Origin of the sequence: Streptococcus cristatus (genome assembly GCF_019685515.1) — a bacterium.
In the GTDB taxonomy this organism is placed as follows: domain Bacteria; phylum Bacillota; class Bacilli; order Lactobacillales; family Streptococcaceae; genus Streptococcus.
Genome location: NZ_JABFFN010000002.1, coordinates 49,403 through 75,160, shown reverse-complemented (window position 1 = coordinate 75,160; position 25,758 = coordinate 49,403). Strand labels below are relative to the sequence as shown.

The 25,758-nt window shown below is 40.8% G+C and carries 26 protein-coding genes and 3 pseudogenes; 15 read left to right on the top strand and 14 right to left on the bottom strand.

From position 1 onward, the window contains the following. Positions 1–76: 76 nt before the first annotated feature. Both FOA33_RS08880 and FOA33_RS08875 read left to right on the top strand, forming a co-directional pair. On the top strand, positions 77–1,114 hold the full coding sequence (locus tag FOA33_RS08880; protein ID WP_221161352.1) for an aldose epimerase family protein: 1,038 nt from the start codon (positions 77–79) through the stop codon (positions 1,112–1,114). A gap of 110 nt (positions 1,115–1,224) precedes the next feature. Continuing rightward, on the top strand, positions 1,225–2,079 hold the full coding sequence (locus FOA33_RS08875; RefSeq protein WP_221161351.1) for a VOC family protein: 855 nt from the start codon (positions 1,225–1,227) through the stop codon (positions 2,077–2,079). Positions 2,080–2,191: 112 nt separating this feature from the next. On the opposite strand, the gene FOA33_RS08870 is transcribed toward FOA33_RS08875, so the two are convergent. From FOA33_RS08870 to FOA33_RS08860, 3 genes and pseudogenes are all read right to left on the bottom strand, one after another. After that, positions 2,192–3,424, bottom strand: coding sequence for a sensor histidine kinase (locus tag FOA33_RS08870; protein ID WP_221161350.1), 1,233 nt, complete (start codon positions 3,422–3,424; stop codon positions 2,192–2,194). After that, positions 3,425–4,098 (bottom strand): annotated as a pseudogene (locus FOA33_RS08865) (response regulator transcription factor). It abuts the gene before it with no gap. A 9-nt stretch (positions 4,099–4,107) separates the two neighbouring features. Continuing rightward, positions 4,108–4,728: a GTP pyrophosphokinase gene (locus FOA33_RS08860; protein WP_221161349.1), complete on the bottom strand. Its 621-nt coding sequence runs from the start codon at positions 4,726–4,728 to the stop codon at positions 4,108–4,110. Between the two features lie 147 nt (positions 4,729–4,875). On the opposite strand from FOA33_RS08860, the gene FOA33_RS08855 reads away from it, so the two are divergent. Then, positions 4,876–5,133: a metal-sensitive transcriptional regulator gene (locus FOA33_RS08855; RefSeq protein WP_000185161.1), complete on the top strand. Its 258-nt coding sequence runs from the start codon at positions 4,876–4,878 to the stop codon at positions 5,131–5,133. A gap of 305 nt (positions 5,134–5,438) precedes the next feature. Here the strand turns inward: FOA33_RS08855 and FOA33_RS08850 are convergent, their stop codons facing one another. Genes FOA33_RS08850 through FOA33_RS08840 form a run of 3 tightly spaced genes read right to left on the bottom strand, consistent with a single transcriptional unit; the run spans position 5,439 to position 7,706 of the window. Then, entirely contained in the window at positions 5,439–5,735 is a 297-nt protein-coding gene (locus tag FOA33_RS08850; RefSeq protein WP_061599114.1) for a rhodanese-like domain-containing protein, read from the bottom strand. Next, positions 5,725–7,380, bottom strand: a complete 1,656-nt coding sequence (locus tag FOA33_RS08845) for an FAD-dependent oxidoreductase (RefSeq protein WP_221161348.1) — start codon at positions 7,378–7,380, stop codon at positions 5,725–5,727. Before FOA33_RS08845 ends, FOA33_RS08850 begins: the two co-directional genes overlap by 11 nt. A 20-nt stretch (positions 7,381–7,400) precedes the next feature. Continuing rightward, on the bottom strand, positions 7,401–7,706 hold the full coding sequence (locus FOA33_RS08840; protein ID WP_000468858.1) for a rhodanese-like domain-containing protein: 306 nt from the start codon (positions 7,704–7,706) through the stop codon (positions 7,401–7,403). Between the two features lie 175 nt (positions 7,707–7,881). Here FOA33_RS08840 and FOA33_RS08835 point away from each other — a divergent pair, with 175 nt between their 5' ends. Together FOA33_RS08835 and FOA33_RS08830 are read left to right on the top strand one after the other, a co-directional pair. Continuing rightward, a complete protein-coding gene (locus FOA33_RS08835; protein WP_084920002.1) occupies positions 7,882–8,445 on the top strand; it encodes a sugar O-acetyltransferase in 564 nt (187 codons plus the stop codon). Positions 8,446–8,720: 275 nt separating this feature from the next. Then, positions 8,721–9,956, top strand: a complete 1,236-nt coding sequence (locus FOA33_RS08830; RefSeq protein ID WP_221161347.1) for a carbohydrate-binding domain-containing protein — start codon at positions 8,721–8,723, stop codon at positions 9,954–9,956. A gap of 124 nt (positions 9,957–10,080) precedes the next feature. Here FOA33_RS08830 and FOA33_RS08825 read toward each other — a convergent pair whose 3' ends face one another. The 4 genes and pseudogenes from FOA33_RS08825 to FOA33_RS09325 form a co-directional block, all read right to left on the bottom strand. Next, positions 10,081–10,269 carry a hypothetical protein gene (locus tag FOA33_RS08825; protein ID WP_221161346.1) on the bottom strand — a complete coding sequence of 63 codons (189 nt, stop codon included), beginning with the start codon at positions 10,267–10,269 and terminating at the stop codon, positions 10,081–10,083. Between the two features lie 6 nt (positions 10,270–10,275). Beyond that, complete coding sequence (locus FOA33_RS08820; RefSeq protein ID WP_259664514.1) at positions 10,276–10,446, bottom strand: hypothetical protein; 171 nt, start codon at positions 10,444–10,446, stop codon at positions 10,276–10,278. Between the two features lie 107 nt (positions 10,447–10,553). Beyond that, positions 10,554–10,796: pseudogene (locus FOA33_RS08815) on the bottom strand (TetR/AcrR family transcriptional regulator); the annotation flags it as partial. 81 nt (positions 10,797–10,877) lie between these two features. Continuing rightward, positions 10,878–11,012 (bottom strand): annotated as a pseudogene (locus tag FOA33_RS09325) (low temperature requirement protein A); the annotation flags it as partial. A gap of 229 nt (positions 11,013–11,241) precedes the next feature. On the opposite strand from FOA33_RS09325, the gene FOA33_RS08810 reads away from it, so the two are divergent. From FOA33_RS08810 to rpsD, 10 genes are all read left to right on the top strand, one after another. Next, on the top strand, positions 11,242–11,958 hold the full coding sequence (locus tag FOA33_RS08810; protein ID WP_221161344.1) for an ABC transporter ATP-binding protein: 717 nt from the start codon (positions 11,242–11,244) through the stop codon (positions 11,956–11,958). 1 nt (position 11,959) lies between these two features. Then, positions 11,960–13,042: an ABC transporter permease gene (locus FOA33_RS08805; RefSeq protein ID WP_221161343.1), complete on the top strand. Its 1,083-nt coding sequence runs from the start codon at positions 11,960–11,962 to the stop codon at positions 13,040–13,042. A 39-nt stretch (positions 13,043–13,081) separates the two neighbouring features. Continuing rightward, on the top strand, positions 13,082–13,705 hold the full coding sequence (locus FOA33_RS08800; RefSeq protein WP_221161342.1) for a TetR/AcrR family transcriptional regulator: 624 nt from the start codon (positions 13,082–13,084) through the stop codon (positions 13,703–13,705). 272 nt (positions 13,706–13,977) lie between these two features. After that, a complete protein-coding gene (locus FOA33_RS08795; RefSeq protein ID WP_221161341.1) occupies positions 13,978–14,742 on the top strand; it encodes a nucleoside phosphorylase in 765 nt (254 codons plus the stop codon). Positions 14,743–14,775: 33 nt separating this feature from the next. Further along, the gene (locus FOA33_RS08790) at positions 14,776–16,155 is read left to right on the top strand and encodes a TrkH family potassium uptake protein (RefSeq protein ID WP_221161340.1); all 1,380 of its coding nucleotides are present in this window, start codon (positions 14,776–14,778) and stop codon (positions 16,153–16,155) included. A 13-nt stretch (positions 16,156–16,168) separates the two neighbouring features. After that, entirely contained in the window at positions 16,169–16,834 is a 666-nt protein-coding gene (locus tag FOA33_RS08785) for a potassium channel family protein (protein WP_221161339.1), read from the top strand. Between the two features lie 156 nt (positions 16,835–16,990). Next, on the top strand, positions 16,991–19,078 hold the full coding sequence (locus tag FOA33_RS08780) for an SSURE domain-containing protein (protein ID WP_221161338.1): 2,088 nt from the start codon (positions 16,991–16,993) through the stop codon (positions 19,076–19,078). Positions 19,079–19,158: 80 nt separating this feature from the next. Next, a complete protein-coding gene (locus tag FOA33_RS08775; RefSeq protein WP_221161337.1) occupies positions 19,159–19,857 on the top strand; it encodes a response regulator transcription factor in 699 nt (232 codons plus the stop codon). Then, entirely contained in the window at positions 19,854–20,888 is a 1,035-nt protein-coding gene (locus tag FOA33_RS08770; RefSeq protein WP_221161336.1) for a sensor histidine kinase, read from the top strand. Before FOA33_RS08775 ends, FOA33_RS08770 begins: the two co-directional genes overlap by 4 nt. 202 nt (positions 20,889–21,090) lie before the next feature. Next, the gene (gene rpsD / locus FOA33_RS08765) at positions 21,091–21,702 is read left to right on the top strand and encodes a 30S ribosomal protein S4 (protein WP_000092756.1); all 612 of its coding nucleotides are present in this window, start codon (positions 21,091–21,093) and stop codon (positions 21,700–21,702) included. Between the two features lie 666 nt (positions 21,703–22,368). On the opposite strand, the gene FOA33_RS08760 is transcribed toward rpsD, so the two are convergent. The 4 genes from FOA33_RS08760 to FOA33_RS08745 form a co-directional block, all read right to left on the bottom strand. Further along, a complete protein-coding gene (locus tag FOA33_RS08760; RefSeq protein ID WP_221161335.1) occupies positions 22,369–22,956 on the bottom strand; it encodes a hypothetical protein in 588 nt (195 codons plus the stop codon). A gap of 2 nt (positions 22,957–22,958) precedes the next feature. Continuing rightward, a complete protein-coding gene (locus FOA33_RS08755) occupies positions 22,959–23,405 on the bottom strand; it encodes a hypothetical protein (protein WP_221161334.1) in 447 nt (148 codons plus the stop codon). Positions 23,406–23,439: 34 nt separating this feature from the next. After that, positions 23,440–23,769, bottom strand: a complete 330-nt coding sequence (locus FOA33_RS08750) for a hypothetical protein (RefSeq protein WP_221161333.1) — start codon at positions 23,767–23,769, stop codon at positions 23,440–23,442. A gap of 886 nt (positions 23,770–24,655) precedes the next feature. After that, positions 24,656–25,474 (bottom strand): DUF3825 domain-containing protein, encoded by an 819-nt coding sequence (locus FOA33_RS08745; protein ID WP_221161332.1) that lies wholly within the window; start codon positions 25,472–25,474, stop codon positions 24,656–24,658. Between the last annotated feature and the right edge of the window lie 284 nt (positions 25,475–25,758).

Sequence of the window (25,758 nt, the reverse complement as noted above, 5' to 3'; positions counted from 1 at the left end):
GAAACTACAACCATAGATGGTGCATACACTCTCTATGGTTTGTTTACTTAAGAGAAATGAATCAAAGGAGAACAGAATGAAAGCATACACAGAGCGTGTATTTGGAAATCATGATGGCAAGGATGTCTTGGCCTATCGCTTTGAGACTGACGGTGGCTATCAGCTGGAGATTATGACTTATGGTGCGACCATTTTGCGCTATGTAACGCCTGACAAGGCTGGAAATTTTGCCAATGTGATTTTGGGTTTTGATGATTTTGCTAGCTATGTAGGCAATAGTCCCAAGCATGGAGCAAGTGTAGGTCCTGTAGCGGGCCGTATTGCAGGTGCAACATTTGAGCTCAATGGCAAGACCTATGACCTTGAAGTTAATAATGCTAGCAACTGTAACCACAGTGGTTCAACTGGTTGGGATTCGAGCTTGTTTGAATTGGTCGAAGTAAGCGACCATGGCTTGACCCTCTACACAGAGCGTACAGACGGGACAGGAGGATTTCCTGGTAATCTTAAGATTTGGATTAACTACCATTTGGAAGAAACTGGTGCTTACGAAGTCAGCTATAAGGTGACGACAGATCAGGATACGCTGGTCAATCCAACTAATCACAGCTACTTCAACTTGTCTGGTGATTTTACGCAGACAGTTGACCGTCATGTCTTCCAGCTAAATACGGAGGGCATTTACCCAATCGCTCCGGACGGTGTTCCAGATAAGACTCCAGATGCTGATCGTGATGTGGTGAAACACATCTACAACGGTGCTTTGCTCAAGGATATCTTTGCAGAGGATGATGAACAAATCCAGTTGGTATCTGGTTTGGATCACCCATTTGCCCTCCCTGCAGGTCATGATAATGCTGGTTTCCTTTATGACCAAAACTCAGGTCGGTTCCTGCTTTTTAAGACAGAGGCCCCTTGCTTTGTGGTCTACACAGCAAACTTTGTAGATGAGAGTGTCATCATAGCTGGTCAGCCAATGATTCAGCACAATGGGATTGCCCTTGAAGCGCAGGCCTTACCAGATGCTATTCACAGCGACCTCAAAGACCAAGTCATTCTCAAAGCAGGTCAAACCTTTACCAGCAAAACTCGTTATGAGCTTGTTGTCAAATAAAAAAGAAAGAGCTGGGTTCCAGCTCTTTTGAGTTGTCTTCGTTGACATTTTATCTCAATAGTGTATAATTGATGTAATTTATAAAGTTACAACAAAAAGGAGACACCCCGATGACTTATGCTTACCAAAGCCACATTTACCTAGCAGAAGCGGTTTTAAATGTCAAGGATTTGACGAGTCAAACGGCTTTTTATCACCAGATTATTGGCTTGGAGATTTTATCCCAAACAGAGACAGAAGCGATTTTGGGACTTGGTAAAAAAGCCTTGGTCCACTTGATTGCGACAGAAAAAGCTGGGGAAGTAAGGGAGCATTATGGGCTCTACCATCTGGCGATTTTGTTGCCGACACGAAAAGCTTTGGCAGATGTCTTGAAATACCTAAGTGACTTGCGGATTCCTCTGGTTGGGGGTGCGGATCATGGATACAGTGAAGCCCTTTATCTGGAGGATTTGGAAGGAAATGGCATTGAACTCTACCGTGATAAACCAGTTTCCTCATGGGATATTCGAGAAGACGGCCGCATTATCGGTGTGACCGAAGCCCTTGCGGCACAGGCCATTTATGAGTTAGGGGAAAAGATGGATCCTTTTATCCTAGCTGAAGGGACGAGAATGGGGCATATCCATCTATCGGTGAAAGATAGCCACGCGGCGAGTCAGTTTTATCAAAAGGTGTTAGGGCTGGAGGATAAATTTAGTATTCCGAGTGCTAGTTGGATAGCAGCAGGTCAGTACCATCACCACCTGGCTGTCAACGAATGGGCTGGAAAAGGTCTGGCTCCGCGTGAGCAAGGCTTGTCAGGCTTGGCCTACTATGTCCTTGAGGTCGAAAGCAAGGAAGAGCTCCTAGCCATCGTTAAGCAAGCACAAGAGCTAGAGGCACCGATCAAATGGTTACATTCGAGTGAAGTGGATCTTGTAGACCTAGACGGGATTGTGACTCGCATTCGCCTGGCACGATGAGATGTGAAAAACACATCGTAGACATAGAAAAAGGCGGACAAGCGCGCATACTATTTTTAGAATGCGGACTTGTTCGCTTTTTATGAAATGATAAAGAGTAAAAGAGCTATAGCTATAACCAGACTGTAAAGGTAATCACCTGTTTTTTGTAGGTGACAAATATTTTACCTCTAAATAGGCTGACGAGATGCTGAGCCATGGAGAGACCAATTCCGTGTCCAGATATGGTTTGGTTGTTGTGAGAGGTCTCTGCACGATAAAAGCGATCAAAGAAACGCTTAATATTAACTGCTTGTCCATCCTTATAATCATTAGAAATAGTGATGCAAGTTCGTTTGCGTAGTAGATAGGCTTTGCGTTTGAGAGTCAGACGGATGGTGCCTGCTGGATCACAGTATTTGCGGGCATTATCGAGCAAAATACTGAGTAATTCGTAAAATTCCTCCTGAGCAACTTTTTCTATGATATCTACTTCAATCAGGCTTTCAAAGTTTTTATCTTCTTTGGTAAAGAGAGGAGCAAAATCTGAGGCAACCTTTTCAGCGATAACGGAGATATTTTGAGGAGCTAGTTTGATATCCTCTTGCTCCTCGAGCCGAGCAAGTCGGATGAGTCTTCCAATCAGGTGGTTGAGTCGTTCCGTCTGTTCTTTAGTGCTGCTACTCCACTCAGTCTCTCCCTCCATTAACTCCTGTAGTTCGGTATTGGCCGAAATGATGGCTAGAGGCGTTTTGAGTTCGTGTCCTGCATTGGTGATAAACATCCGTTGTTTTTCATAGTTTTTGATAAAAGGACGAATGACAATCCCTGAAATCAAGGTGAAGAGCAGTATGAGGAGGAGTAAGCTAGCCAAGGCCAGCCAGATAGAGACCTGAAGTAGGGTGTCGCGTTCGCGGATATAGTTAGTCGTCTCAAAGAAGACCAGTAGTTTCCCAGTTGTAGATTGGCTCATTTGGTAGGTAAAATAGCGCCCCTTATGAGTAATGGAGCCATAAGTCTCTTGCCTTTTGAGGATGTTTGGGAGAAAACTTTTGACTTCAGCCTCAGTTAAGGACTGGACATTTGTAAGGGAGATGGCGTAGTCATTTTCCTTTTCTCTGACGGAGAAGTATTGAAAATTATAGACAATCCCTTCTTGGATATTTTTCTCAGTCAGACTTTCTTTGATTTCGTCTGTAATAGGAAGTTCGCCCTCATTCTTGGTTAAGATAGAGAGGACGGTGTGGATGTTACCCTCCGTCTGAGTGTAGACGATACTATTCATCAAGACCAGAAAGAATGCAAGAATCAGAGCGATAGCAGCAGTGGCTGTGACAATAAACTTGATGCGTAGTTTTCGAAACATCTAGTCACCTCCTGTCAATTGGAAGGGTCCTTCTGCAGTCCCAAGTATTTGTAAGCTAGACTGGACACTTTGGAGTTTTTGGCGTAGGTAGGAGATATAGAGAAAGACGAGCTCGTGATCACTTTCTTCCAACTCGTCTGGCCATACCTGCTCTAGTAGTTGTTGACAACTGAGGGCTTGGTTAGCATACTGGATGAGGAGGGTCAAGAGTTGAGTCTCTTTCTTTCCTAGGCGAATGCTGTTTGTAGCAGCTAATCTTGTTCGTCAATGTCTAAGCGGGTGTTGCCTAATTGGACGGTATCGGGTGTATAGTCCTCCAGACGGCGGGCAGTAGAACGGAGTCTAGCCAAGAGTTCCTTGAGCGAGAAAGGTTTGGTCAAGTAGTCGTCAGCACCTGCATCAAGTCCAGTTACGCGGTCATCCACTTCGGCCATGGCTGTCAGCATGATAACGTGGGTCGTATTGCCTGCCTGGCGAATTTCTTTGAGGGCTTCGATTCCAGTTTTAATTGGCATCATGATGTCAAAAATCATGAGGTGATAGTGGTTAGATTTAGCCTTTTCGACAGCGTCTTGTCCGTTAAAAACAGAATCAACGCTGTAGCCTTCGCGTTCTAACGCAACAGTGATAACACGGTTTAGTTGGGTTTCATCTTCGACAAGTAGGATTTTCATAGGTTCTCCTTAGTCTTGATCAGAGCGCTGAATCAAATCACGGATGGTCTGCATGGTCAAGCCACAAGAAGCAAGCTCATCGGCACAACGTTTGAGCTCGCGCGTGATTCGCTCAGGATTTTGGATGTTTTTCTTGTATTTCATCTGGTGTTCGAGGCTAGCCCAGGAATCCATGGCAATTGTGCGCAGTTGAATCTCGATAAAATAGGTACCCTGGTCATTTTCCAGACAGTCTGGGTAGGGAGTGGTCACCTCTAGAATCAGATGATAGGAACGGTAGCCGTTGGGTTTGACCTGACGGATATAGTCTTTCTCTTTGAAAATATGGATGCTTGGCATCTGGCGAATATACTCTACGATGCGGTAGATATCATCTGTAAAGCCTGTGATAATTCGAACACCAATAGCATCTCGTATTTCTTTAAGAGCGGATTGACTTGTCTGAGGAAGGCCCTTGCGTTGGCATTTTTCACGCATACTTTTTTCTGTTTTGATGCGTGCATGCAAATGCTCATATAGTTTGAGGTTGGTTTCTTTTTTGTAATTGGCTGCGGCCTCTTCTATGTCTTGAATAAAGGTTTGCAAGATGGTGGGTAAATAGGCCTCACAGCTACCATAGATAGAATTCATAAGCACGTCCATTCTGAACAGTTTTTTACTATTATATCATGAAAACACCGATATGAGATAAGTTCCTACAAAGACAGATGGGATGAGAATTTTGACAAAGCCCCTTATTCGAGATATAATGAAGAAAAATCGAGCAAGGAAAAAGAAATGACAAACTCAAAGTATATAACACGCTTGAAACGTTCAGAGGGCCAGTTGCGTGGGATTCAAAAGATGATAGAAGAAGATCGTGACTGCGCTGATATTGTGACGCAATTGACAGCAGTGAAATCGAGTGTTGAGCGCGTGATTGAGATGATGATTACGGAAAATCTCACCGCCTGCATCAACCAACCACTAGATGATCCCGAGGCTCAAAAGGAACGCCTAGAAAAGGCCATCCGATACTTGATTAAACGGAAATAAATTAATGTTTTGAGATGAAAGTTGCAAAGATCTCTACTATTAGGATAGTTTAATGTGAATCAAGCGAGGCTGGAAAAAGTCTTTAAAATAAAAGAACGCATACTATCAGGTGTTAAAAAACCTTGATAGTATGCGTTTTATTGTGGGGAGATTTATATTCTTCGAAAATCAAATTCAAACCACGTCAGATTCACCTTGCCGTACTCAAGTACAGCCTGCAGCTAGCTTCCTAGTTTGCACTTTGATTTTCATTGAGTATTACTTCATTTTCTCCTGAAATTGAGTTGTTGCTCAGTTTTTTTTGCTTATTTTACTTGACCGGGCCAAGCATTCATACCACCTTCTACGTTGATAACGGTGAGGCCTTGGGCGCTGAGAAATTGACAGGCAGATGCAGAACGTACTCCACCTTGACAGATAACATGGTATGCATGGTCAGGTTTGAGTTCTTTGTAGCCTTGCTCCAAGGTACTTAACGGAAGGTTTTTGGCACCTGGTACATGTCCTGCTTGGAATTCATGTATTTCACGTACATCGATAAGATTTAGATTTTCATGTTGGTATTTTTCATAAAAGTCAGCCATGCTGATACTAGTTTCCATATTCGACTCCTTCTGGTTTAGCCATTTTGTATAGTGAATAAGCGCCGTCAAGGTTTTGGACGGTAAATCCTGCTTGTTTGAGGATACGCTCTGCGATATAGCTGCGCAAACCACTGTGGCAGCTGACGATATAGGCTTGCTTCTTATCCAGTTCGTCCAAGCGTTCCCGTAGTTCGTTTAGGGGGATGTGGATGGTATCGACTTTGAGTCTACCGCTCTGGAATTCGCCACTTGTCCGTACATCTAGGAATTTCTTACCGGCGGCTAGTTCGTCTTCGAGCTGGTACCATTGAACGTTGTCGCTGAGACCTTCGATAAGGTTCAAGGCTGCGTAGCCCAGCATATTGACGGGATCCTTAGCAGAGCCAAATGGTGGCGCATAGGTGAACTCCAATTCTGGTAAGTCAAAGACGGTGAGATTCCCCTTGATAACAGTTGCAAGGATATCGATTCGCTTATCAACACCCTTCTTCCCAACTCCTTGGACACCGTAGATTTTTCCAGTGGTTGGGTCAAAGAGGAGTTTCAAGGTCATATCAGTAGCGCCTGGATAATAACCAGCGTGGTCTTTTCCACTGACATGAAGGGCTTTATATAGGATTTGGTTGGTACGAAGAGTACGCTCGCTGAGACCAGTCGAAGCAGCGGTCATATCAAAGGCACGAACGATAGCAGTGCCGATGCTGCCCTTGTTTATACGACCGAGTCCTGCGATGACGTCCGCGACTTGGCGTCCCTGACGATTGGCAGGAGAAGCGAGAGAGATGAGGGCATCTTGGCCTGTAATCTCTTGCTTGACGACGATGGCATCCCCGACTGCAAAGATATCTTTTTGACTGGTTTCGTAGTGTTCGTCGACTAAGATACCGCCACGTAGTCCCAGTTCAATCCCCGCAACTTTAGCTAGTTCATTTTCAGGTTCAACACCGACAGAAAGGATGGTGAGGTCAGAAGTGATCTTTTGACCGTTTTCGAGAACGATGACTTTTCCCTGGTCTTCAAATCGAGTTGCAGACTGAGAAGTGATAACGCGAACGCCGTTTTTAACCAATTCTGCTTGGACAAAGGCCGCCATTTCTTGATCTAATGGTGGTAAGACATGCGGTGCTTTCTCCACGATGGTGACTTGCAATCCCCGTTTCGCCAGATTTTCAGCCATTTCAAGCCCGATAAAGCCTGCACCGATGACGACAGCTTCTTTTGGATGATTGTCCAAGGCCACCATAATTTCATCGAGATCGGGAACATTGCGAAGCGTGTAGGCATTCTTAGCTTCTGCCAAACCTTCAATGGCAGGAACAAACGGTTTAGCTCCTGGAGAGAGGATCAGCTTGTCGTAGCTTTCTGTGAATTCCTGTCCATGGTGTCGCACCGTCACAGTGTGTTCTTCTGGCGAAATCTGGATGACCTCGTGAAATGGTCGCACATCGAGATTAAAGCGTGCCTTGAGACTTTCAGGAGTTTGAACCAATAAACTATCACGGTTTGCAATTTCTCCTGAAACATAGTAAGGAAGTCCACAGTTTGCAAAGGAAACAAAGGGACCTTTCTCAAAAATAATGATTTCAGCGTCTTCCATGAGACGTCTGAGGCGGGTTGCTGCTGACATTCCGCCTGCAACTCCTCCAACAATGATAATTTTCATTGACCTTCTCCTTTATGCTTCTAGATGACCTTGCCTGTCCAAGCGCTCATACCGCCTCGGACATTGATGACATCGTAGCCTTTTTTCTTAAGCTTTTTAGCGGCTAGTTTGCTTCGCACACCAGAATGACAAATGACATAGAGTGTTTCTTTTGTCGCAGGTGTATAAGAACCGATTTCGGTTAGAGGGACATTCTTGGCATTTTTGATATGACCTCTGTGAAATTCCGTAGGCGTCCGAACATCCAGTAGTTGAATCGGTTCCTTGAGTTTAGCTTCTAACTCGCTGGTAGAAATACTGTCGATTTTTGTAAATAAGTGAAACATAGGCACCTCCAAATATACCCTTATGGGGTATATTAAACCATGAAGTCAAGCTTTTGTCAAGCAAGTTGTTTTGACTTAGGAGGGAATTAGTTTCGAGAGTCTAGAAAGCAGGCTATTCTTGACCTTTCAAAGGCTTTTTGATATGATGGGCCCAAAGTAAGTGTGAGGTGATGAGATGGCTAGCGAATACCAGAAAATGATAGCAGGGGAGCCTTACCGTCCGTCGGACCCAGAGTTACGGGCCTTGGCGCAGGCTTCTTGCCAAAAACAGGCTGCCTTTAACAAGGAAGAAGATCCCTTGAAGGGAGCGGATATTATCAAGACTTGGTTTGGCTCAACTGGGCAAAATCTTTATATCAATCCACGCTTGGTGGTCGATTATGGAGTCAATATCTATCTAGGGGAAAATTTTTATTCTAATTGGAACTTGACCATGCTGGATGTTTGCCCGATTCGCATCGGGAACAACGCCATGCTTGGTCCCAACTGTCAGTTTTTAACTCCCCTCCATCCACTAGATCCGGATGAACGTAATTCAGGGGTCGAATACGGCAAGCCCATCACCATTGGAGATAATTTCTGGGCTGGAGGTGGCGTCATTGTCCTTCCTGGAGTGACACTGGGAAATAATGTCGTTGCTGGAGCAGGGGCCGTGATTACCAAGTCCTTTGGAGACAATGTTGTCCTAGGTGGGAATCCTGCGCGTGTTATCAAGGAAATTCCTGTAAAAGAAAATTAAAAAGAACAGCTAGGGCTGTTCTTTTTATAATCTTTATCTTAGTCTTATAGATTTTTCTTTTTTGGCTTTTTGGGTTAGAGTGACATCGCACTTGGGGATGTTGCTTTTAAAAACTATTAAATGCATTTTAGTACTCTCAAATTGTTTCTAGTAGCACTTTCAAAAGAATACTAAGCGAAACTAAATTTAAGGAAATTTTCAGAAAAGTTTTAGTTTTGTTTCAGGAATCTTCTGTAGACTGTCTAGCTATATCATACGAAGGAGAGGAAAAAGGTATGAAATCAAAAAAATGGACCCTACTCGCAACGAGTTTAACGGCAATGGTGCTGATGGTAGCATGTTCCCAGTCAACAACTAAATCCAATACCAATGCAACGACAAATAGTGCAACAACATCTGCAACAAAGACAAACCAATCATCCTATTTTACAGAGAAGGACAATGATACTTCTTATGATGAAAGCACAGCTTCTAAGATTGAGTTATCTGGCTCATCAGCAAACGTCTCTGGAGATGGGGTGACAGTCTCTGAATCAACAGTGACCATCACAAAATCTGGAACCTATGTGATTTCAGGTCAGTCTGACGGAGTGCAGATCAAGGTCGAGGCAGATAAGTCTGCAGATGTTCATCTAGTCCTAAAAGGCGCGACCATGACCAATACCAATGCAGCAATTTCTGCGACATCAGCTGGCCATGTCTACTTGACTCTAGCAGAGGGAACCACCAACAGTCTCTCTGACTCAAGCTCTAACAGCGACGAAAAAGCAGATGCAGCTCTCTTTTCTAAGGTAGATTTGACCATCAACGGGAAAGGAACTCTCAATGTAGATGGCAAGAAGAACAATGGTATCAAGGCCAATGACACCCTCCACATCACGGGTGGAACCTATAACATCACAGCAGTTGGCGATGCCTTTAATGTCAATGATGAACTCAACATCACTGGTACGACCATGACCATCGATGCCAAAGAGGATGGGGTCAAGGTGGACAATGATGACGATATGACTGTCGGCAATATGTATTTGGCTAACAATACCATAACAGTCACAGCAGGAGATGATGGAATTCACGCTTCTGGTAACCTAGTGATTGATAGCGGTACCTATACCGTTAAGAATTCAACAGAAGGGATAGAAGGAAAATCCATCACCATAAACGACGGCGATATCAATGTCTATGCGACAGATGATGGAGTCAATGCAGCAAATAAAAATGCCCAACAGAGTGAAATCTTCTTCACCATGAACGGTGGGAACCTGACAGTAGAAGTTGGTCAAGGGGATACAGATCCAATCGACTCAAACGGCAATATCACAGTTACAGGTGGAACCATTAAAATGATTGGCCAAACAGGTTTTGACTTTGATGGAACAGCGACCTACACAGGCGGTGATATCTATCTCAACGGCGAAAAACAAACGGAAATCGTCAACTCTATGCCTGGAGGCGGTGGACCAAATGGAGGCCCTCAAGGTAGCGGTCCAGCCCCTGGCGGACGAGGATAAACAAAAAAGGATAGCATTCTAAGAGCAATGTTATCCTTTTTGTATCGGTTATAGATTAGTAGTTTACGAGTGGTTTTATAATCCTAGATTTCAAAGGCTAAATTGTTCAGTCACCCGTTTTTGTTTACTTGAATTTTTTGAATTTTAAGAGGGTGTTGAGTAGTTTGCCCTTAAATGTTTTGTTTTGATAGGCAATCGTGAGGGAATTGAAAAATTCAACTGCTAGGTGTTCTTGGTGACCGAGTACCATCTCGCTTGGAGCTGCTCCTGGGAAAAAGACACCTAATTTGATGCGAAGTCTACCTTTTTTCATCTTGAACTAGTGCATGCCATACATCTTGATATCAAGGCTTGGATCGGACATGAGAGTAGCTGTATCACCTGCCATAGAAATTTTTGTATCAGCATCAGGAATGACTGGTTTTTCAGCATCTAGACTGATAAAGATTTTTTGATAAGTTAGTTGTCCGTACTCTCCAATCAACTTCATCACTTCCTGTCCGCCGTGTACCCCAGCAAATACAAAATATTCAGGGTGAATTTTAAAAGGAAGTGCTTGGTCACCATTTGAGAGAGTTGTTCTAGACTTGTTTGCTTGTTTTCAAAACGCTGCGTCAGAAGTGTCTCAAAGAGTTGCAATTCTCGGTCAATCAGTTGCTCTGCCAAGTCATACTTGTTTAGGTAGTGTGCATAAAAGGTCCCTCTGCTGATGAGGCACTCCCTTATAAGGAGAGTTGTGGTCAGCTTTTCAAATGGCATCTCAGCTAACATTCTTAAAAAAGTAGCTTCGATTCGTTGTTTGGTTTTGATGACACGGGCATCGGTCTTGTTTTCTTTCATAGAAATAGTATATCATAAGATTTATGCTCATTTTACCATAAAAGTATCTATTCATGTACAAGTGTAGGAGTTTTAGTCTGTTTAGAACAACTCCCAATTAGGTCTTGAAAATTTCTTAGTCTGTTTCATATAAAAATGAGTAAAATGAATTTCCATCGCCAAGGTCATTAGAGTTGCGATAGCAATGACGATGGTTGGATTGGCTGAGAAAAGTAGAGGAAGAATAGGCCTTTAAAAAGTGGACAGGAAAGACCATTTCAGAGTATCGCGAAGAGATTTAGAAACAGCTCTAAGAGCAATAGCTATCCATTATAAGCATCAGATAATAATATCTGGTTCTTTATTTTTTAAAGAATTTAGATTTTTCCCTTGACAAGTGAGTAATCACTCACTATAATAGTCTTATATTCAGTAAGTGAGTAATCACTCACCAAGGAGGAAGTAAATGAAAACATTACTACATTTACAAGATTTAGTAAAATCTTTTGACCATCAAATAGTTCTGAATCATGTCAGCTTTGAATTGCAGACAGGAGAAATTATAGGCTTAATTGGCCCGTCTGGTGCTGGTAAATCAACTATGATTAAGACTATGTTAGGAATGGAAAAGGCTGATGGAGGCGTAGCTTTAGTGTTAAACCGCACTATGCCTAATCGCCATATTTTAGGAGATATTGGTTATATGGCCCAGTCAGATGCTTTATATGAAGCCTTGTCAGGTCAAGAAAATCTGGAATTTTTTGGTCAGCTAAAGGGGCTTTCTAAAAAAGACCTAAAGGAGAAAATTGCTCATATAGCTCAAGTAGTCGATTTGACAGAGCATTTAAACAAGGCAGTATCTGGTTATTCTGGAGGGATGAAACGGCGTTTGTCGCTGGCTATCGCGCTTTTAGGAAATCCGCAACTCTTGATTTTGGACGAACCGACAGTTGGAATCGACCCTTCTCTCCGAAAGAAAATCTGGAAAGAATTATTCGCGCTTAGAGACAATGGGGTTGGGGTATTAGTTACCACCCATGTTATGGATGAGGCGGAGTTGACGGATAAGGTCGGCTTATTATTAGGCGGGAAAATCATTGCTTTTGATACACCGCAACACTTAAAAGAAAGTTATCAAGTTTCAAGTATTGAAGAAGTATTTTTGAAAGCAGAAGGAGAGTAAGATGAGAACCATTGCTATTGCTAAAAAAGTTATCAAAGAATTACTTCGTGACAAACGAACCTTGGCTATGATGTTTGTAGCGCCGGTATTTATTATGTGGCTGATGAACCTCATGTTTTCAGCTAGTACAACCGTGAATGTCAAGTTAGCGACACAAGATCTACCAACTGGTTTGGTAACGAAAATGGATGAGCTCGATCATGTGGACGTCGAGACTTATCAAGACTTAGATCAGGCTAAAAAAGCTCTAGCTGACGAGAAAGTAGATGCAGTCATATCGTATAAAGATGGTGAGTATCAGGTCGACTACGCAAATACGGATGCTTCTAAAACAACTATGACACGACAAGTGTTACGAACAAGTATCGTCAATGAAGGCACCGATCAGTTATTATCTCGTGTCAAACAGGCTCTTCCACAATTGAAATTAGATGCAAAGGCGCCTGAAATCAAAGAATCTTACCAATATGGAGATAAAAATACTGGATTCTTTGCACATATGATTCCAATTTTAATTGGCTTTGTGGTCTTTTTCTTTGTCTTTTTGATTTCTGGTATGGCACTTTTGAAAGAGCGCACAAGTGGAACCTTGGATCGCTTGTTAGCAACCCCAGTGAAACGTTCTGAAATCGTCTATGGCTATATGTTGTCTTACGGTATTATTGCGATTTTTCAAACGGCAGTTGTCGTCTTAGCAGCAATTTGGCTACTAGATGTAGAAGTTGTAGGAAATATTTTAAATGTTATAATAGTTAATGTGGTACTGGCTCTTGTAGCACTAGCTTTTGGAATTCTCTTGTCTACTCTAGCAAAATCAGAATTCCAAATGATGCAATTTATTCCTCTCGTGATTATGCCTCAACTCTTTTTCTCAGGGATTATTCCATTGTCATCCATGGGAGAATGGGCTCCAACTGTGGGGAAATTTTTGCCATTAACCTATTCTGGTGATGCAATAAGCCAGATTATTCTTTACGGACACAATCTTGGTGATATTTTGCCAAATCTTGGTGTTTTAATGGTTTTCTTGATCATTTTAACAATTCTTAATATTGTTGGATTGCGTCGTTATCGTAAAGTTTAAAAATCAACATAAATAATGCTAAAAAGGTGTGAAGATTAGATGGATAAGACTGTTTTTGAATCGTTTGAAGATTACTTAGAAGAAGCGAATTACCCTCAAGGAAAGAAAAAAATCATGCAGGCAGCAGTGGATCTCATATCAACCAGGAGTTACCATGGGACCTCAACTCTTCACATAGCTGAGCGTGCTGGACTAAGTCAGGCAACCTTGTTTAAGTATTTTAAGACGAAGGATGATTTACTGACGGCTATTTTACATCCTGTAGTCCCAGGCATTTTCGGTAGTTTTTTTGAGGAACTCTTAGCTCTTGAAACGACAGAAGAGAGGGTTCGTTATCTCGTCCACAATCGTATGAGCTATCTCAAAAAAAATCGTGCTTTGATGAAAATCATTCTGCAGGAGAGTTTTTCAAATAAAAAACTAAAAAATGAACAGATTTTTATCTGGAATGCTATTCAAGATAAACTTCGAGTGCTTCATAAGGAATTGCTAGCAGATCCACGTGTAAATCCAGAGTTAACGATTCCTCAAATGGTTCGTATTTGTGTTGGCCCGTTGTTGGCTTACTTCGCTCAGCTTTATATCGTTAGTGACAACGGAGAAATAAAGGAAGAAGACCTAGACTTATTAGAAAAACAGATTTTAGGTGGTTTGTGGAAATAAGGGAGTTCTAGAAGAACTAAGGTTTATTTACTTAACTTTCAAACAAGCTAAAAAAGACATGTTCTGCTTATTTCAGATTCATGTCTTTTTGTTATTGGATTTGATATGTGTTTATAAGTCCTCAATCATTTTGCCAAAACAGAAACCGACTTCTCCAGCGGTGCAACGATTTCTCAAGTGTATGGAAGAGGAGTTTTCTGGCTTGCTAAAGCCAACTCCTTGACACTTCGTCAGCTTTTGATACAATAGTACAAAATTACAGGAGGTGGGCTATGATTCAGAAACATGCGATTCCCATTTTAGAGTTTGACGACAATCCCCAAGCGGTCCTTATGCCAACGCATGAGGAGTTAGACTTGAAGTTGCCAAAGAAGTGTATCTATGCATTTTTGGAGGAGGAGATTGACCGCTACGCCCAGGAAGTAGGGGCGGATTGTGTTGGTGAGTTCGTTTCTGCCACCAAGACTTATCCAGTCTACGTCCTCAACTACAAGGGCGAGGAGATTTGTCTGGCCCAGGCGTCCGTGGGCTCTGCCCCAGCGGCCCAGTTTATGGATTGGTTGATTGGCTATGGTGTGGAGCAAATCATCTCTACTGGTACCTGTGGCGTCCTAGCCGATATAGAGGAGAATGCCTTTCTCATCCCTGTTCGGGCTCTGCGAGATGAGGGGACTAGCTACCATTATGTAGCACCTTCTCGTTATATGGAGATACAGATTGAGGCTATCTCTGCCATTGAGCAAGTCTTGGAACAAAAAGGCATTCCCTATGAGGAAGTTATGACCTGGACGACAGATGGTTTTTACCGAGAGACAGCTGAAAAGATTGCCTATCGCAAGGAAGAAGGCTGTGCTGTTGTGGAGATGGAGTGCTCTGCTCTTGCGGCAGTAGCTCAGTTACGTAGGGTTGTCTGGGGAGAATTGCTCTTTACCGCAGATTCCTTGGCAGATCTGGACAACTACGACAGTCGCGACTGGGGTTCTGAAGCTTTTGATAAGGCACTCGAACTCTGTCTTGCTATTATGCACCACATGTGAGTGCTCTTACTATTTTTATGGTACAATGTAGCTATGGTATTCAAATCTTTTTTGGAAAAAATAAAGACGACGCTGGTTCGATTATCGCCAGCTCGTCGCATCTTTTTAAGTTTTGCCTTAGTTATCTTCTTGGGCTCGCTCCTTTTAAGCCTCCCTTTGGTTCAAGCAACAACGTCACAAGCGACCTACTTTGACCATCTCTTTACGACAGTGTCCATGGTCTGTGTGACAGGGCTCTTTACCCAGCCGGTGGCCTCTACTTATAATATCTGGGGCCAGTTGATTTGCATGCTGTTGATCCAGATCGGTGGTTTGGGGCTTATGACCTTTATTGGAATCTTTTATATCCAAGGGAAACAAAAGCTCAGTCTTCGTAGCCGTGAGACTATTCAAGAAAGTTTTAGTTATGGGGAAACCCAGTCCTTAAAGGACTTCATCCGCTCGATCTTTTTGACGACTTTTCTGGTAGAAGGGCTTGGTGCCTTTCTACTGAGTTTCCGCTTCATTCCTGAATTTGGATGGGGGCGAGGGATTTTAACCTCTATCTTTTTGGCTATTTCAGCTTTCTGCAATGCTGGATTTGATAATTTTGGAAGTACGAGTTTGGCAGTCTTTCAGACGGACCCTTTGATCAATCTAGTGATTGCAGGATTGATTATAACGGGTGGCCTAGGATTTATGGTCTGGTTTGACCTAGCTACCCAGTTTGGGAAAAAGAAAAAACGCCGTCTTCGCTTTCATACTAAGCTGGTTCTCTTTTTAACAGCGGGAATTTTATTCTTTGGAACGGTATCAACCCTTTTGATTGAGTGGAACAATTCAGGGACGATTGGGAATCTCAGCGTCCCAGAGAAATTGCTGGTTAGCTTTTTCCAGACTGTCAGTATGAGGACAGCAGGTTTTGCCTCTATTGACTACACCCAGGCTCGACCGGTCACCTTGCTGATCTACATCTTGCAGATGTTTCTGGGTGGGGCACCTGGAGGGACGGCAGGGGGACTCAAGATTACGACCTTCTTTGTCTTATTAGCCTTCGCTCGTAGTGAACTATTGGGCTTGCCTCATGCCAATGTGACTCGGAGAACTATTGAACCTCGAACCGTGCAAAAATCTTTCAGTGTCTTTATTATCTTCTTGCTGACTTTCTTGCTGGGCTTGATTCTGCTGGGGATAACAGCAGAAGGAAATCCGCGCTTTATCTACCTCATGTTTGAGACCATTTCAGCCCTTGCGACAGTTGGAGTGACGGCGAATTTAACACCAGAGTTAGGCAAGTTAGCTCTCAGTATCGTTATGTTGTTGATGTTTATCGGTCGTATTGGCCCCTTGACACTACTGGTAAGTTTAGCAGAATACCAGCCAGACAAGAAAGATATGATTCACTATATGAAAGCAGATATCACCATTGGATAAGAAAGGAAAAACGATGTCAGATCGGACAATTGGAATTTTAGGTTTGGGAATTTTTGGGAGCAGTGTTTTGGCTGCTCTTGCCAAGCATCATATGAATATCATTGCTATTGATGACCACGAGGAGCGCATTAATCAATTTGAACCCGTGCTAGCGCGTGGGGTAGTTGGAGATATCACGGATGAAGAACTCCTTCTATCAGCGGGGATTGACACCTGCGATACCGTGGTTGTCGCAACGGGGGAAAATCTAGAATCCAGTGTTCTTGCAGTCATGCACTGTAAAAGTCTAGGAGTGCCGACCGTCATTGCCAAGGTAAAAAGTCACATGGCTAAAAATGTACTGGAGAAAATTGGTGCGGACTCGGTCATCTCACCGGAATTTGAAATGGGACGTTCGTTAGCGCAGAGAATTCTCTTCCATAACAGCGTAGATGTCTTTCAGTTGGACAAGAATGTTTCAATTGTCGAGATGAGAATCCCCCAATCTTGGGCGGGGAAAAGCCTTAGCCAGCTAGATTTACGTGGGCGATACAACCTCAATGTACTTGGATTTCGTGACTATGAAAATGCTCCTCTAGATGTTCAATTCGGTCCTGATGACCTTTTACGGTCAGGCGCCTATATCATGGCGGTGATTAATAACCAACATTTGGATACTCTAACAGAGCTGAGTGAGTAGGAGAGGAAGGGCTGTTTTCTTCCCCAATGATTAATGAATCAATATAAGTATTTTATAAGAGGGATTTAAGAAAAATTTTAACTTTTTCTTAATCCTTTTTAATTTTAGGAGATTATACTAGAGTCATCAAAAAAAGAAAACTCTAAGGAGAATCCTATGAAATTCAATCCAAATCAGAGATATACTCGTTGGTCAATTCGCCGTCTTAGTGTCGGTGTTGCTTCAGTTGTTGTGGCCAGTGGCTTCTTTGTCCTAGTCGGTCAACCAAGTTCTGCGCGTGCTGATGTCGTCAATCCGACTCCTGCCCAAGTCGTGCCAGACGCTGCTTCGGTGAGTGAAAAGAGCGACTTACCAGCAGAGGTTCTCAAAAAAGCAGTCGATGTAGCTCTTCCTTCAGAACAGTCTATTCCAACACCTAAAGCAAGTGAGGATACGACAAACTCTTCAGAAAAAGCGGACGCAACTGCTAAAGAGCCAGTAGTAGCACCAAAAGAAGAAATGCAAGCAAAGCCAGATTCTAAGAAACAAACAGAAGATGCAGTTAAACCTGTGAAAAGTCCTGCGTCTACAGTTTCTGGACAAGACCGTGAAGCCAGTGAAGCGAAATCAGCGACCACTCCAGCTGAAGTCCAAAAAGGAGTGGCCGACAACACCAAAGATACAGTAGATGTCCCAGCTTCTTATTTGGATAGAGCTAATTTCCCAGGTCCATTTACAGCTGGTGTCAACCAAGTTATTCCATACGAAGCCTTTGGTGGAGATGGTATGTTGACTCGCCTTATCTTGAAATCCTCTGATAAGGCTCCATGGTCAGACAACGGAACAGCTAAAAATCCCGCTCTCTCACCAGTAGAGAAATTGGGCAAAGGCCTTTACTTCTACGAAGTGGACTTGGCCGGCACCCAAGGCAAATCTGACCAAGAGCTGCTTGATCTTTTAAAACAAAACGGCACGCAAAGCTATAAAGCTACTATCAAGGTGTATGGCGCAAAAGACGGCAAACCTGACTTAACTAATCTGGTAGCGACTAAAAATTTGGATGTCAACTTGAATGGTTTAACCACCCCAGCTGAAGTACAAAAAGGTGTGGCTGACAACACCAAAGACACAGTAGATGTCCCAGCTAGCTACCTTGACAAAGCCAATTTCCCAGGACCATTCACAGCTGGTGTCAACCAAGTCATTCCATACGAATTCTTCGCTGGTGATGGCATGTTGACTCGCCTTATCTTGAAAGCCTCTGATAAGGCTCCATGGTCCGACAACGGAACAGCTAAAAATCCCGCTCTCCCACCAGTAGAGAAATTGGGCAAAGGCCTTTACTTCTACGAAGTAGATTTGGCTGGTACTCAAGGAAAATCAGATAAAGAGCTGCTTGACCTTTTGAAACAAAATGGTACACAAAGCTATAAAGCTACTATCAAGGTGTACGGTGCGAAAGACGGCAAGCCTGACTTAACTAATCTCGTAGCGACTAAAGATTTGACTGTTAATTTGAATGGTTTGACCACCCCAGCTGAAGTGCAAAAAGGTGTGGCTGACAACACCAAAGACACAGTAGATGTCCCAGCTAGCTACCTTGACAAAGCCAATTTCCCAGGTCCATTCACAGCTGGTGTCAACCAAGTTATTCCATACGAAGCTTTTGGTGGAGATGGCATGTTGACTCGCCTCTTGTTAAAAGCATCCGACAAAGCCCCATGGTCAGACAACGGAACAGCTAAAAATCCTGCCCTATTGCCACTTGAAGGCTTGGCTAAAGGCCAATATTTCTACGAAGTGGATTTGAATGGCAATACGGTTGGCAAAGATGGTCAGGCCTTGCTGGATCAACTTCGAGCTAACGGAACCCATACATACCTAGCTACTGTTAAAGTCTATGGCTCTAAAGATGGCAAACCTGATTTGACCAATCTGATTGCTACTCGTCAAGTAACGATTCAACTTCGTGGAAAAGAAATGGCGACAATACCATCTCAACAAGGTCAGATGAATACGAAGCCTTCTGAAACAGGCTCTACAGGTACGACTGAGGGTATGATGGGTACAAATCACCATATGTCAGATATGAAGGTCGACCAACCAGCTTCTAGCCCAATGGCTGATATGATGAAAAAAGATGATAAAGCGATGCTACCAAATACTGGGGAAGCTAAAACAGCTACAGCTGGCCTTGGTATCTTTGGTCTAGCCTTGGCAGGTCTTGTTGGACTTTTGGGTTTGACAAGCAAACGAGAAGATTAAGATTCAAATCACTTAAACATTAGAGAAAATAGTGTTATACTAAAGCAAGTATAACACTGTTTTTATCGAAGGAGTGTCAGATGAAAAAGACAATTTTGCTGGTTGATGATGAGATAGATATTCTAGATATTCAACAGCGCTATCTTATACAGGCAGGTTACGATGTTTTGGTCGCCCATGATGGTAAGGAGGGATTAGAACTTTTCAGAAAAAAATCTATCGACCTCATTATCACAGATATCATGATGCCCAATATGGACGGTTATGATTTTATCAGTGAAGTTCAGTATATCGCTCCAGATCAACCCTTCCTCTTTACAACTGCTAAGACAAGCGAACAGGATAAGATTTATGGATTAAGTTTGGGGGCAGATGATTTTATAGTCAAACCCTTTAGCCCACGCGAATTGGTTTTAAGAGTGAATAATATCTTGCGTCGCCTTAGCCGTGGAGGAGAGACAGAACAGATCGAGTTTGGTGACTTGGTAATCAACCATGTGACTCATGAGGTTCGCATTGGGGAGCAACCATTGGAATTGACAGTAAAATCCTTTGAACTTCTATGGGTATTAGCCAGCAATCCTGAGAGAGTCTTTTCAAAGACGGAACTTTACGAGAAGGTATGGCAAGAGGACTATGTGGATGATACCAATACACTCAATGTTCATATCCATGCTTTGAGGCAAGAGTTGACCAAGTATACAAATTCAAATGCTCCCGCTATCAAAACTGTCTGGGGTTTGGGCTATAAGATGGAAAAACCAAGAGGTAGAAAATGAAATTAAAAAACTATATTCTAGTGGGGTATCTAGTGTCGACTCTACTAACGATTTTGGTCGTTTTCTGGGCAGTCCAACGAATGTTGATCGAGAAAAGTGAAGTTTACTTTCTAGTTGGAATGACCTTGATTGCTAGTTTCATTGGAGCTGCAGTGAGCATCTTTCTTTTGTCGCCTGTGTTCTCTTCTCTGAAACATTTGAAAAAACAAGCTCAGGATATAGCAAGCAAGGATTTCAGCACAGAAATCGAAACCAAAGGCCCATTAGAATTTCAAGAGCTGGGCCAGGCTTTTAATGATATGTCTCACAATTTGCAAGCTACCTTTCAATCACTTGATGAGAGCGAGCAAGAAAAGAGAATGATGATTGCGCAGCTCTCTCACGATATTAAAACTCCCATTACCTCCATTCAGGTTACTGTGGAGGGAATTCTAGATGGAGTGATCAAGGAAGAGGAGCGGCTCCACTACTTAACCACGATTGGTCGGCAAACCGAGCGCTTAAACAAGCTGGTGGAGGAGTTGGATATTTTGACTCTGAACACTCAACCTCAAGTTACTACTGATGAAGAAGTCGAAGAGGTCTTTTTAGATCAGTTGCTGATTGAGTCAATGAGTGAATTTCAACTCCAGATTGAACAAGAGGAGCGGGATGTTTACATTCAAGTATCACCTGAGTCAGCGAAAATCAAGAGCCATTCTGACAAACTTTCTCGCATTCTAGTCAATTTGTTAAACAATGCCTTTAAATATTCAGAACCAGGAACCAGAATCGAGGTTCTTGCCCAATTAACAGAACAAGAGCTGACAATCAGTGTGAAAGACGAGGGCCAGGGGATTCTTCCTGAGGATTTGGAAAAGATCTTTAAGCGACTTTATCGTGTAGAAACTTCGCGCAATATGAAGACGGGTGGACATGGATTAGGACTTGCGATTGCACGCGAACTAGCCCATCAGCTTGGTGGCGAAATCACAGCAGAAAGTCAATATGGCTTAGGAAGCAAGTTTACATTCAGCCTCAATTTGAAATAAAGGCGTAAAATCCCTTTACAAATCTAGCTTTTCATGGTACAATAGCCTTTGTGTGAAATAGCAGCAGGAAAGCATGAAGCTCGTCAACAGGTGTCTTATGACAAGTAACCTTGGCTGTTTAGGCGAAGGGCATCTGCACGAATCAGGGCTTTCTAAGTGACTATTTCCACCGAAATATTATTTATATCAGGAGGACATACACATGTCACGTTATACAGGACCATCTTGGAAACAAGCTCGTCGCCTTGGCCTTTCACTTACAGGTACAGGTAAAGAATTGGCACGTCGTAACTACGTACCAGGACAACATGGACCAAACAACCGTTCTAAATTGTCAGAATACGGTTTGCAATTGGCTGAAAAACAAAAACTTCGTTTCACTTACGGTGTAGGTGAAAAACAATTCCGTAACTTGTTCGTACAAGCTACAAAAATCAAAGGCGGAATCCTAGGTTTCAACTTCATGCTTCTTTTGGAACGTCGTTTGGATAACGTTGTTTACCGTCTTGGTCTTGCGACTACTCGTCGTCAAGCTCGTCAATTCGTAAACCACGGTCACATCCTTGTTGACGGAAAACGCGTTGATATCCCATCATACCGCGTAACTCCAGGTCAAGTGATTTCAGTTCGTGAAAAATCATTGAAAGTTCCAGCTATTCTTGAAGCAGTAGAAGCAACTCTTGGACGTCCAGCATTCGTATCATTCGACGCTGAAAAATTGGAAGGTTCATTGACTCGCTTGCCAGAACGCGACGAAATCAACCCAGAAATCAACGAAGCACTTGTCGTTGAATTCTACAACAAGATGTTGTAATATTTTATTAAACAAGATAGGCTGTAAAGCCTTGAAACTAAGCACTTTAGGCCTCTATCCTAGAGTGCTTTTTTTGTTTTTACTACCCTTTTAGTTACCCATAACTAATTTTAGGTATAGTAATAGGGTAGCCCAAAAATGGGGCACCCTTATTATTATGTGACTATTAGTCCGTCTCGCTCCGTAAGGTGCGAGATAAATAAACCACCCGCTATTGAACTGCACCCCAAAAGTTAGATAGAAAAAATCTAACTTTTGGGGTGCAGTTCAATTCTACAGTGTTTTTTTATTCGTAATAAACAAGATAATTGCTGAAAATCCTTATTATCATGTACAGTTATCTTTTTCCCATTTTCAACTTCTAATTATTTCACTTTAAAAATAAGATTAAAGACAATCGCCAACACATAAAGCATTGCCGGCACTGTTAATGCTTTAACTTTAAACTTTTTTTGATAAATGCCGATTAAAGTAAAAAATAGAATAACACTTGCTACAACATATAACATACTCTTCTCTCAATCTATACAAACTGAATCAACTTAAAATTAACCACTTAAGCTATTGATATGAATAATTTAAATCGTCACATATTAGTTATATAATTATATATAAGAACATTAAGTTTAGCTAATATGATTAACTCATCTGATAAGTTGTTGCTCCTTACCCAAATGCCTTTCCTACTTTACCACCGTAATAGTTAGAAATACTAACTTGGTGAGCCAATGTGTTATAGTTGCCAACCCCAAAGATGCTATCTTCGCCTTTTTTAGTGGACTTAACAATAAACTGAACTACGTCTGATGATTTAGATTCATAAACTTCAATATCATCTACGTTTACATCATATCCATTTTGTTGGAATGATACTGCAAAGGACTTTATAGGGGCCTTATCTGCCATTTTTAAATGCTTCTCCATAGAAAAATCAATCTCTAAGATATTCGCTGTTTTACATTCTTTAATAACAACCTTAAAGGCCTCTTTCACTTCTTTTTCTATTTCAGGTTTTACTTTGTGACCAGGTATTTCAAGGGAAGAGAGGGCAGTGTTATAGTTTTTATCATCTGCAGGAGTCTCACCTACTTTTTCTGTGCTTTGTTCTTCGTTACTCTGAACAGATTGAGTTTGTTGTTTAGTTTCATTTTTGGTATTCATATATTTAGCATAAAATACTCCTGATACAGATCCAATAAGAATTACGCTAATAAAGAGCGCTGCTATTAAAAATAAGCTTTTAAATTTTGCCATGATTATTCCTCCTTTTTATTTTTTGGCGTATCAATTATGAAAAAAGTCAGCAAAGCAGGGGCAAGGAAACTTAACATTATAGAAAGAATAAATTCAACAATTGCCTTACCAAGTTCTTTAGTCGGTCCTGTAATAGAAATTCCTCCTTGCAATGTTAAAAAGAAATAGTCTTTATTAAACCAATATCCAGCAGATATAACTGCAAACAAAGCAAATCCAATCATCCACTTAAATAATAGTTCTACCTTAGAACTGTATTCCTCGTATTTCTTATCTTTTTTTGCTTTGATAAGAGCTTGCTTACGTTCCTCTTCCTCTCTATTCTTCTTGGCTTCTTTCCTAAAATACTCTTGTTTTATAAGTTCAACACGTTCTTCAGGAGGCAGTCCCTCATATTTATCTTTTTTAGGAGGGTTCTTTCTATAATCTTCAAAAATATCATAATCCATGGTTTTTTACTTTCTTTTTATAATCCTTAACTTCTCATAATCTTCCGACTACGATGCTCACTATTGAGAATAACCCACCAATGAATACAATAGGCATGATGATTGCAAGTCCAGCTAGAATAGGTAGGAGACTAATAATGCCATTAACAATCCACATTATAATCGAATAAATAGGAATGATGATCCCCGCTCCCAATATGAGAGTTACAGGGATAAGGAATAGAAAGACACTTCCAAAAATACCAATCAATCTAAAAGCACGGCTATACACATTGTTTTCGCCTTCTAATCCAGATAAGAAATACACTGAAGAAAATAAACCTGTTAAACAACCAAAAATCAATACAAAGTAGTTGACTTTCATGCCTAATTTCACTTTTAATGGCTTTGTTAAATCATTGACAAAAGAAATGATAGGAGTGCCTATTACTTGTCATAAAAAAATGTAAAATCCTAACTGTAAACCATTTATGATCGGATGTAACAATAGTGACTTTGTATAATCGATTAAAAATAAATAAATATTATTTGCCATTTAAATTTAGCTCCTTGTTATTCATATATTTTATTTTACATAATTTCTGGTTTTCTAGCAAATTATTTTTCCCTCTAGCAAACTATATAATTATTTTGGATAAGGGGGCTTTGTTTTAGAAATATGAGCTTAGATTTAAATCCTTATTACTCTAAGTAATTTTAAGAAATTTAAGCATGCGTAATAGTATTCGTCCTTCTTCCTTGTTGTAAAAATAAAAGCTAACTTTGTAGGAACTACATTTTCTCTGGAATGATTAAATTATAGATGTACTTGGCATGATCATTGTTTCGAAACATTCGTAGGTAGTCCTTCTTATCTCTCAGATAATTGGCGCTCATACTTAACCTTTTGTTCCATTTTTGCCATTTTGATATTTTTAATGTATTTCATGAAGCTCTAGCCTCTCAAGATTGCAAATACAGTATTGAAATTTGTGTTAATAAACAGTAAAAATCGTCTTCTAAATCCACAAATTATAGATCTATAATAGTGTATATTAGAAATAATTTCTTTTTTTATTCTCATAAGCTTAACTATTGACAAGTAATTAATGTGATGATACAATGATAGTGAACGGTATTTCTTTACAGAAAGTTTTGTTTAAAATTACGATTTTTTAAAGAATGATTTATGCATAGCCCATTATAAGATAATGGGGAGGAGTGGAGTTTTTAGCTTCAAAAAATCAACATCTATTTAGATGTTGATTTTTTTATTTTTTAGTAATAGATGTTATCCAATCTACCTCAGGTTTCATTAGAAGTCTAGCATTTTTATACGCCATATCTAAGGTAAAAATTGTATTTACACTATATCTCCCATTAATACTTTCAACTGCCAAAGACATTAATTCATCATCAATAGTCACTGGTAAAAGATAGGTTACTTTTCCTCGATAATATTGAGGAACAACAATACGATAATTTCTTTTACATTTGGTAATTGTTAAGTCAAGCGCATTATTTAAAAGAGCATGTATATAAGATTTACCTTTAGCTTGCAAAGATTCACTAAATCTTGAGAAATTATCATCTAAAATATGATCTAAATTTTTGACTAATTCTCTATTTGGATCAAAATATAAATCCGCAGGGTTACTAAAATAGTGTGGAACTTTTGGAGTAATTGAAAACTCAGCTAAAAAATCCCAATCAGATACTTTACGGAATCCGTATAAATGCCAATGATACTCATCACTACTATCAAAAGTATTAAATAGACAAATGATATCCTCACCATTTTCTGTTAATAAACCTGTATTGAAACAAGCATATTTTTCATCATCATTAATAACAACGTATTCATTTCCCAGTTCAAAAGCTCTATTAAAAGTATGTACTAAATAACTATACAAAATGTTATTGTGCTTATCAGAATTAGCTGAAGTCCAATTTTCTTCTTCAGCTAGTTCTGATAGCTCTTGAAGTTTTGAATTTAAACTATCTTGTCTACCTAAAAAAGCAAATTTCCAAATTATTTCATCAGTTTCTTTATTTATTAAATAATCACTAAGTTCTTTCATTACAACCATTTACCTTTCTATTTTATTTTATTATATCATACATCTAAAAAAACTTTCTAATAATATAGCAATCAACTCTTTAGTCCTATAAATATTTTCATTATACTTTTTATTGTGGAAAATCATCTGATTATTTCAAACAACACAAAAACGCTCTAGTCATATTGTCTAGAGCGTTTTTTATATATCCGAACATCTAATTTATTTCACAAAAAATGTAGTCAAAAATGTAGTCATTCGGTTGATTTTTATTGCAATACATTGAAATTTAAAAATTCCAGAATTGCGTTAAA

What these genes read in the sequence shown, in the direction of transcription:
- FOA33_RS08880 (WP_221161352.1), top strand. Translation starts at nt 77, where the DNA reads ATGAAAGCATACACAGAGCGTGTATTTGGAAATCATGATGGCAAGGAT.
- FOA33_RS08875 (WP_221161351.1), top strand. Translation starts at nt 1,225, where the DNA reads ATGACTTATGCTTACCAAAGCCACATTTACCTAGCAGAAGCGGTTTTA.
- FOA33_RS08870 (WP_221161350.1), bottom strand. Translation starts at nt 3,424, where the DNA reads ATGTTTCGAAAACTACGCATCAAGTTTATTGTCACAGCCACTGCTGCT.
- FOA33_RS08860 (WP_221161349.1), bottom strand. Translation starts at nt 4,728, where the DNA reads ATGAATTCTATCTATGGTAGCTGTGAGGCCTATTTACCCACCATCTTG.
- FOA33_RS08855 (WP_000185161.1), top strand. Translation starts at nt 4,876, where the DNA reads ATGACAAACTCAAAGTATATAACACGCTTGAAACGTTCAGAGGGCCAG.
- FOA33_RS08850 (WP_061599114.1), bottom strand. Translation starts at nt 5,735, where the DNA reads ATGGAAACTAGTATCAGCATGGCTGACTTTTATGAAAAATACCAACAT.
- FOA33_RS08845 (WP_221161348.1), bottom strand. Translation starts at nt 7,380, where the DNA reads ATGAAAATTATCATTGTTGGAGGAGTTGCAGGCGGAATGTCAGCAGCA.
- FOA33_RS08840 (WP_000468858.1), bottom strand. Translation starts at nt 7,706, where the DNA reads ATGTTTCACTTATTTACAAAAATCGACAGTATTTCTACCAGCGAGTTA.
- FOA33_RS08835 (WP_084920002.1), top strand. Translation starts at nt 7,882, where the DNA reads ATGGCTAGCGAATACCAGAAAATGATAGCAGGGGAGCCTTACCGTCCG.
- FOA33_RS08830 (WP_221161347.1), top strand. Translation starts at nt 8,721, where the DNA reads ATGAAATCAAAAAAATGGACCCTACTCGCAACGAGTTTAACGGCAATG.
- FOA33_RS08825 (WP_221161346.1), bottom strand. Translation starts at nt 10,269, where the DNA reads ATGAAAAAAGGTAGACTTCGCATCAAATTAGGTGTCTTTTTCCCAGGA.
- FOA33_RS08820 (WP_259664514.1), bottom strand. Translation starts at nt 10,446, where the DNA reads ATGAAGTTGATTGGAGAGTACGGACAACTAACTTATCAAAAAATCTTT.
- FOA33_RS08810 (WP_221161344.1), top strand. Translation starts at nt 11,242, where the DNA reads ATGAAAACATTACTACATTTACAAGATTTAGTAAAATCTTTTGACCAT.
- FOA33_RS08805 (WP_221161343.1), top strand. Translation starts at nt 11,960, where the DNA reads ATGAGAACCATTGCTATTGCTAAAAAAGTTATCAAAGAATTACTTCGT.
- FOA33_RS08800 (WP_221161342.1), top strand. Translation starts at nt 13,082, where the DNA reads ATGGATAAGACTGTTTTTGAATCGTTTGAAGATTACTTAGAAGAAGCG.
- FOA33_RS08795 (WP_221161341.1), top strand. Translation starts at nt 13,978, where the DNA reads ATGATTCAGAAACATGCGATTCCCATTTTAGAGTTTGACGACAATCCC.
- FOA33_RS08790 (WP_221161340.1), top strand. Translation starts at nt 14,776, where the DNA reads ATGGTATTCAAATCTTTTTTGGAAAAAATAAAGACGACGCTGGTTCGA.
- FOA33_RS08785 (WP_221161339.1), top strand. Translation starts at nt 16,169, where the DNA reads ATGTCAGATCGGACAATTGGAATTTTAGGTTTGGGAATTTTTGGGAGC.
- FOA33_RS08780 (WP_221161338.1), top strand. Translation starts at nt 16,991, where the DNA reads ATGAAATTCAATCCAAATCAGAGATATACTCGTTGGTCAATTCGCCGT.
- FOA33_RS08775 (WP_221161337.1), top strand. Translation starts at nt 19,159, where the DNA reads ATGAAAAAGACAATTTTGCTGGTTGATGATGAGATAGATATTCTAGAT.
- FOA33_RS08770 (WP_221161336.1), top strand. Translation starts at nt 19,854, where the DNA reads ATGAAATTAAAAAACTATATTCTAGTGGGGTATCTAGTGTCGACTCTA.
- rpsD (WP_000092756.1), top strand. Translation starts at nt 21,091, where the DNA reads ATGTCACGTTATACAGGACCATCTTGGAAACAAGCTCGTCGCCTTGGC.
- FOA33_RS08760 (WP_221161335.1), bottom strand. Translation starts at nt 22,956, where the DNA reads ATGGCAAAATTTAAAAGCTTATTTTTAATAGCAGCGCTCTTTATTAGC.
- FOA33_RS08755 (WP_221161334.1), bottom strand. Translation starts at nt 23,405, where the DNA reads ATGGATTATGATATTTTTGAAGATTATAGAAAGAACCCTCCTAAAAAA.
- FOA33_RS08750 (WP_221161333.1), bottom strand. Translation starts at nt 23,769, where the DNA reads ATGAAAGTCAACTACTTTGTATTGATTTTTGGTTGTTTAACAGGTTTA.
- FOA33_RS08745 (WP_221161332.1), bottom strand. Translation starts at nt 25,474, where the DNA reads ATGGTTGTAATGAAAGAACTTAGTGATTATTTAATAAATAAAGAAACT.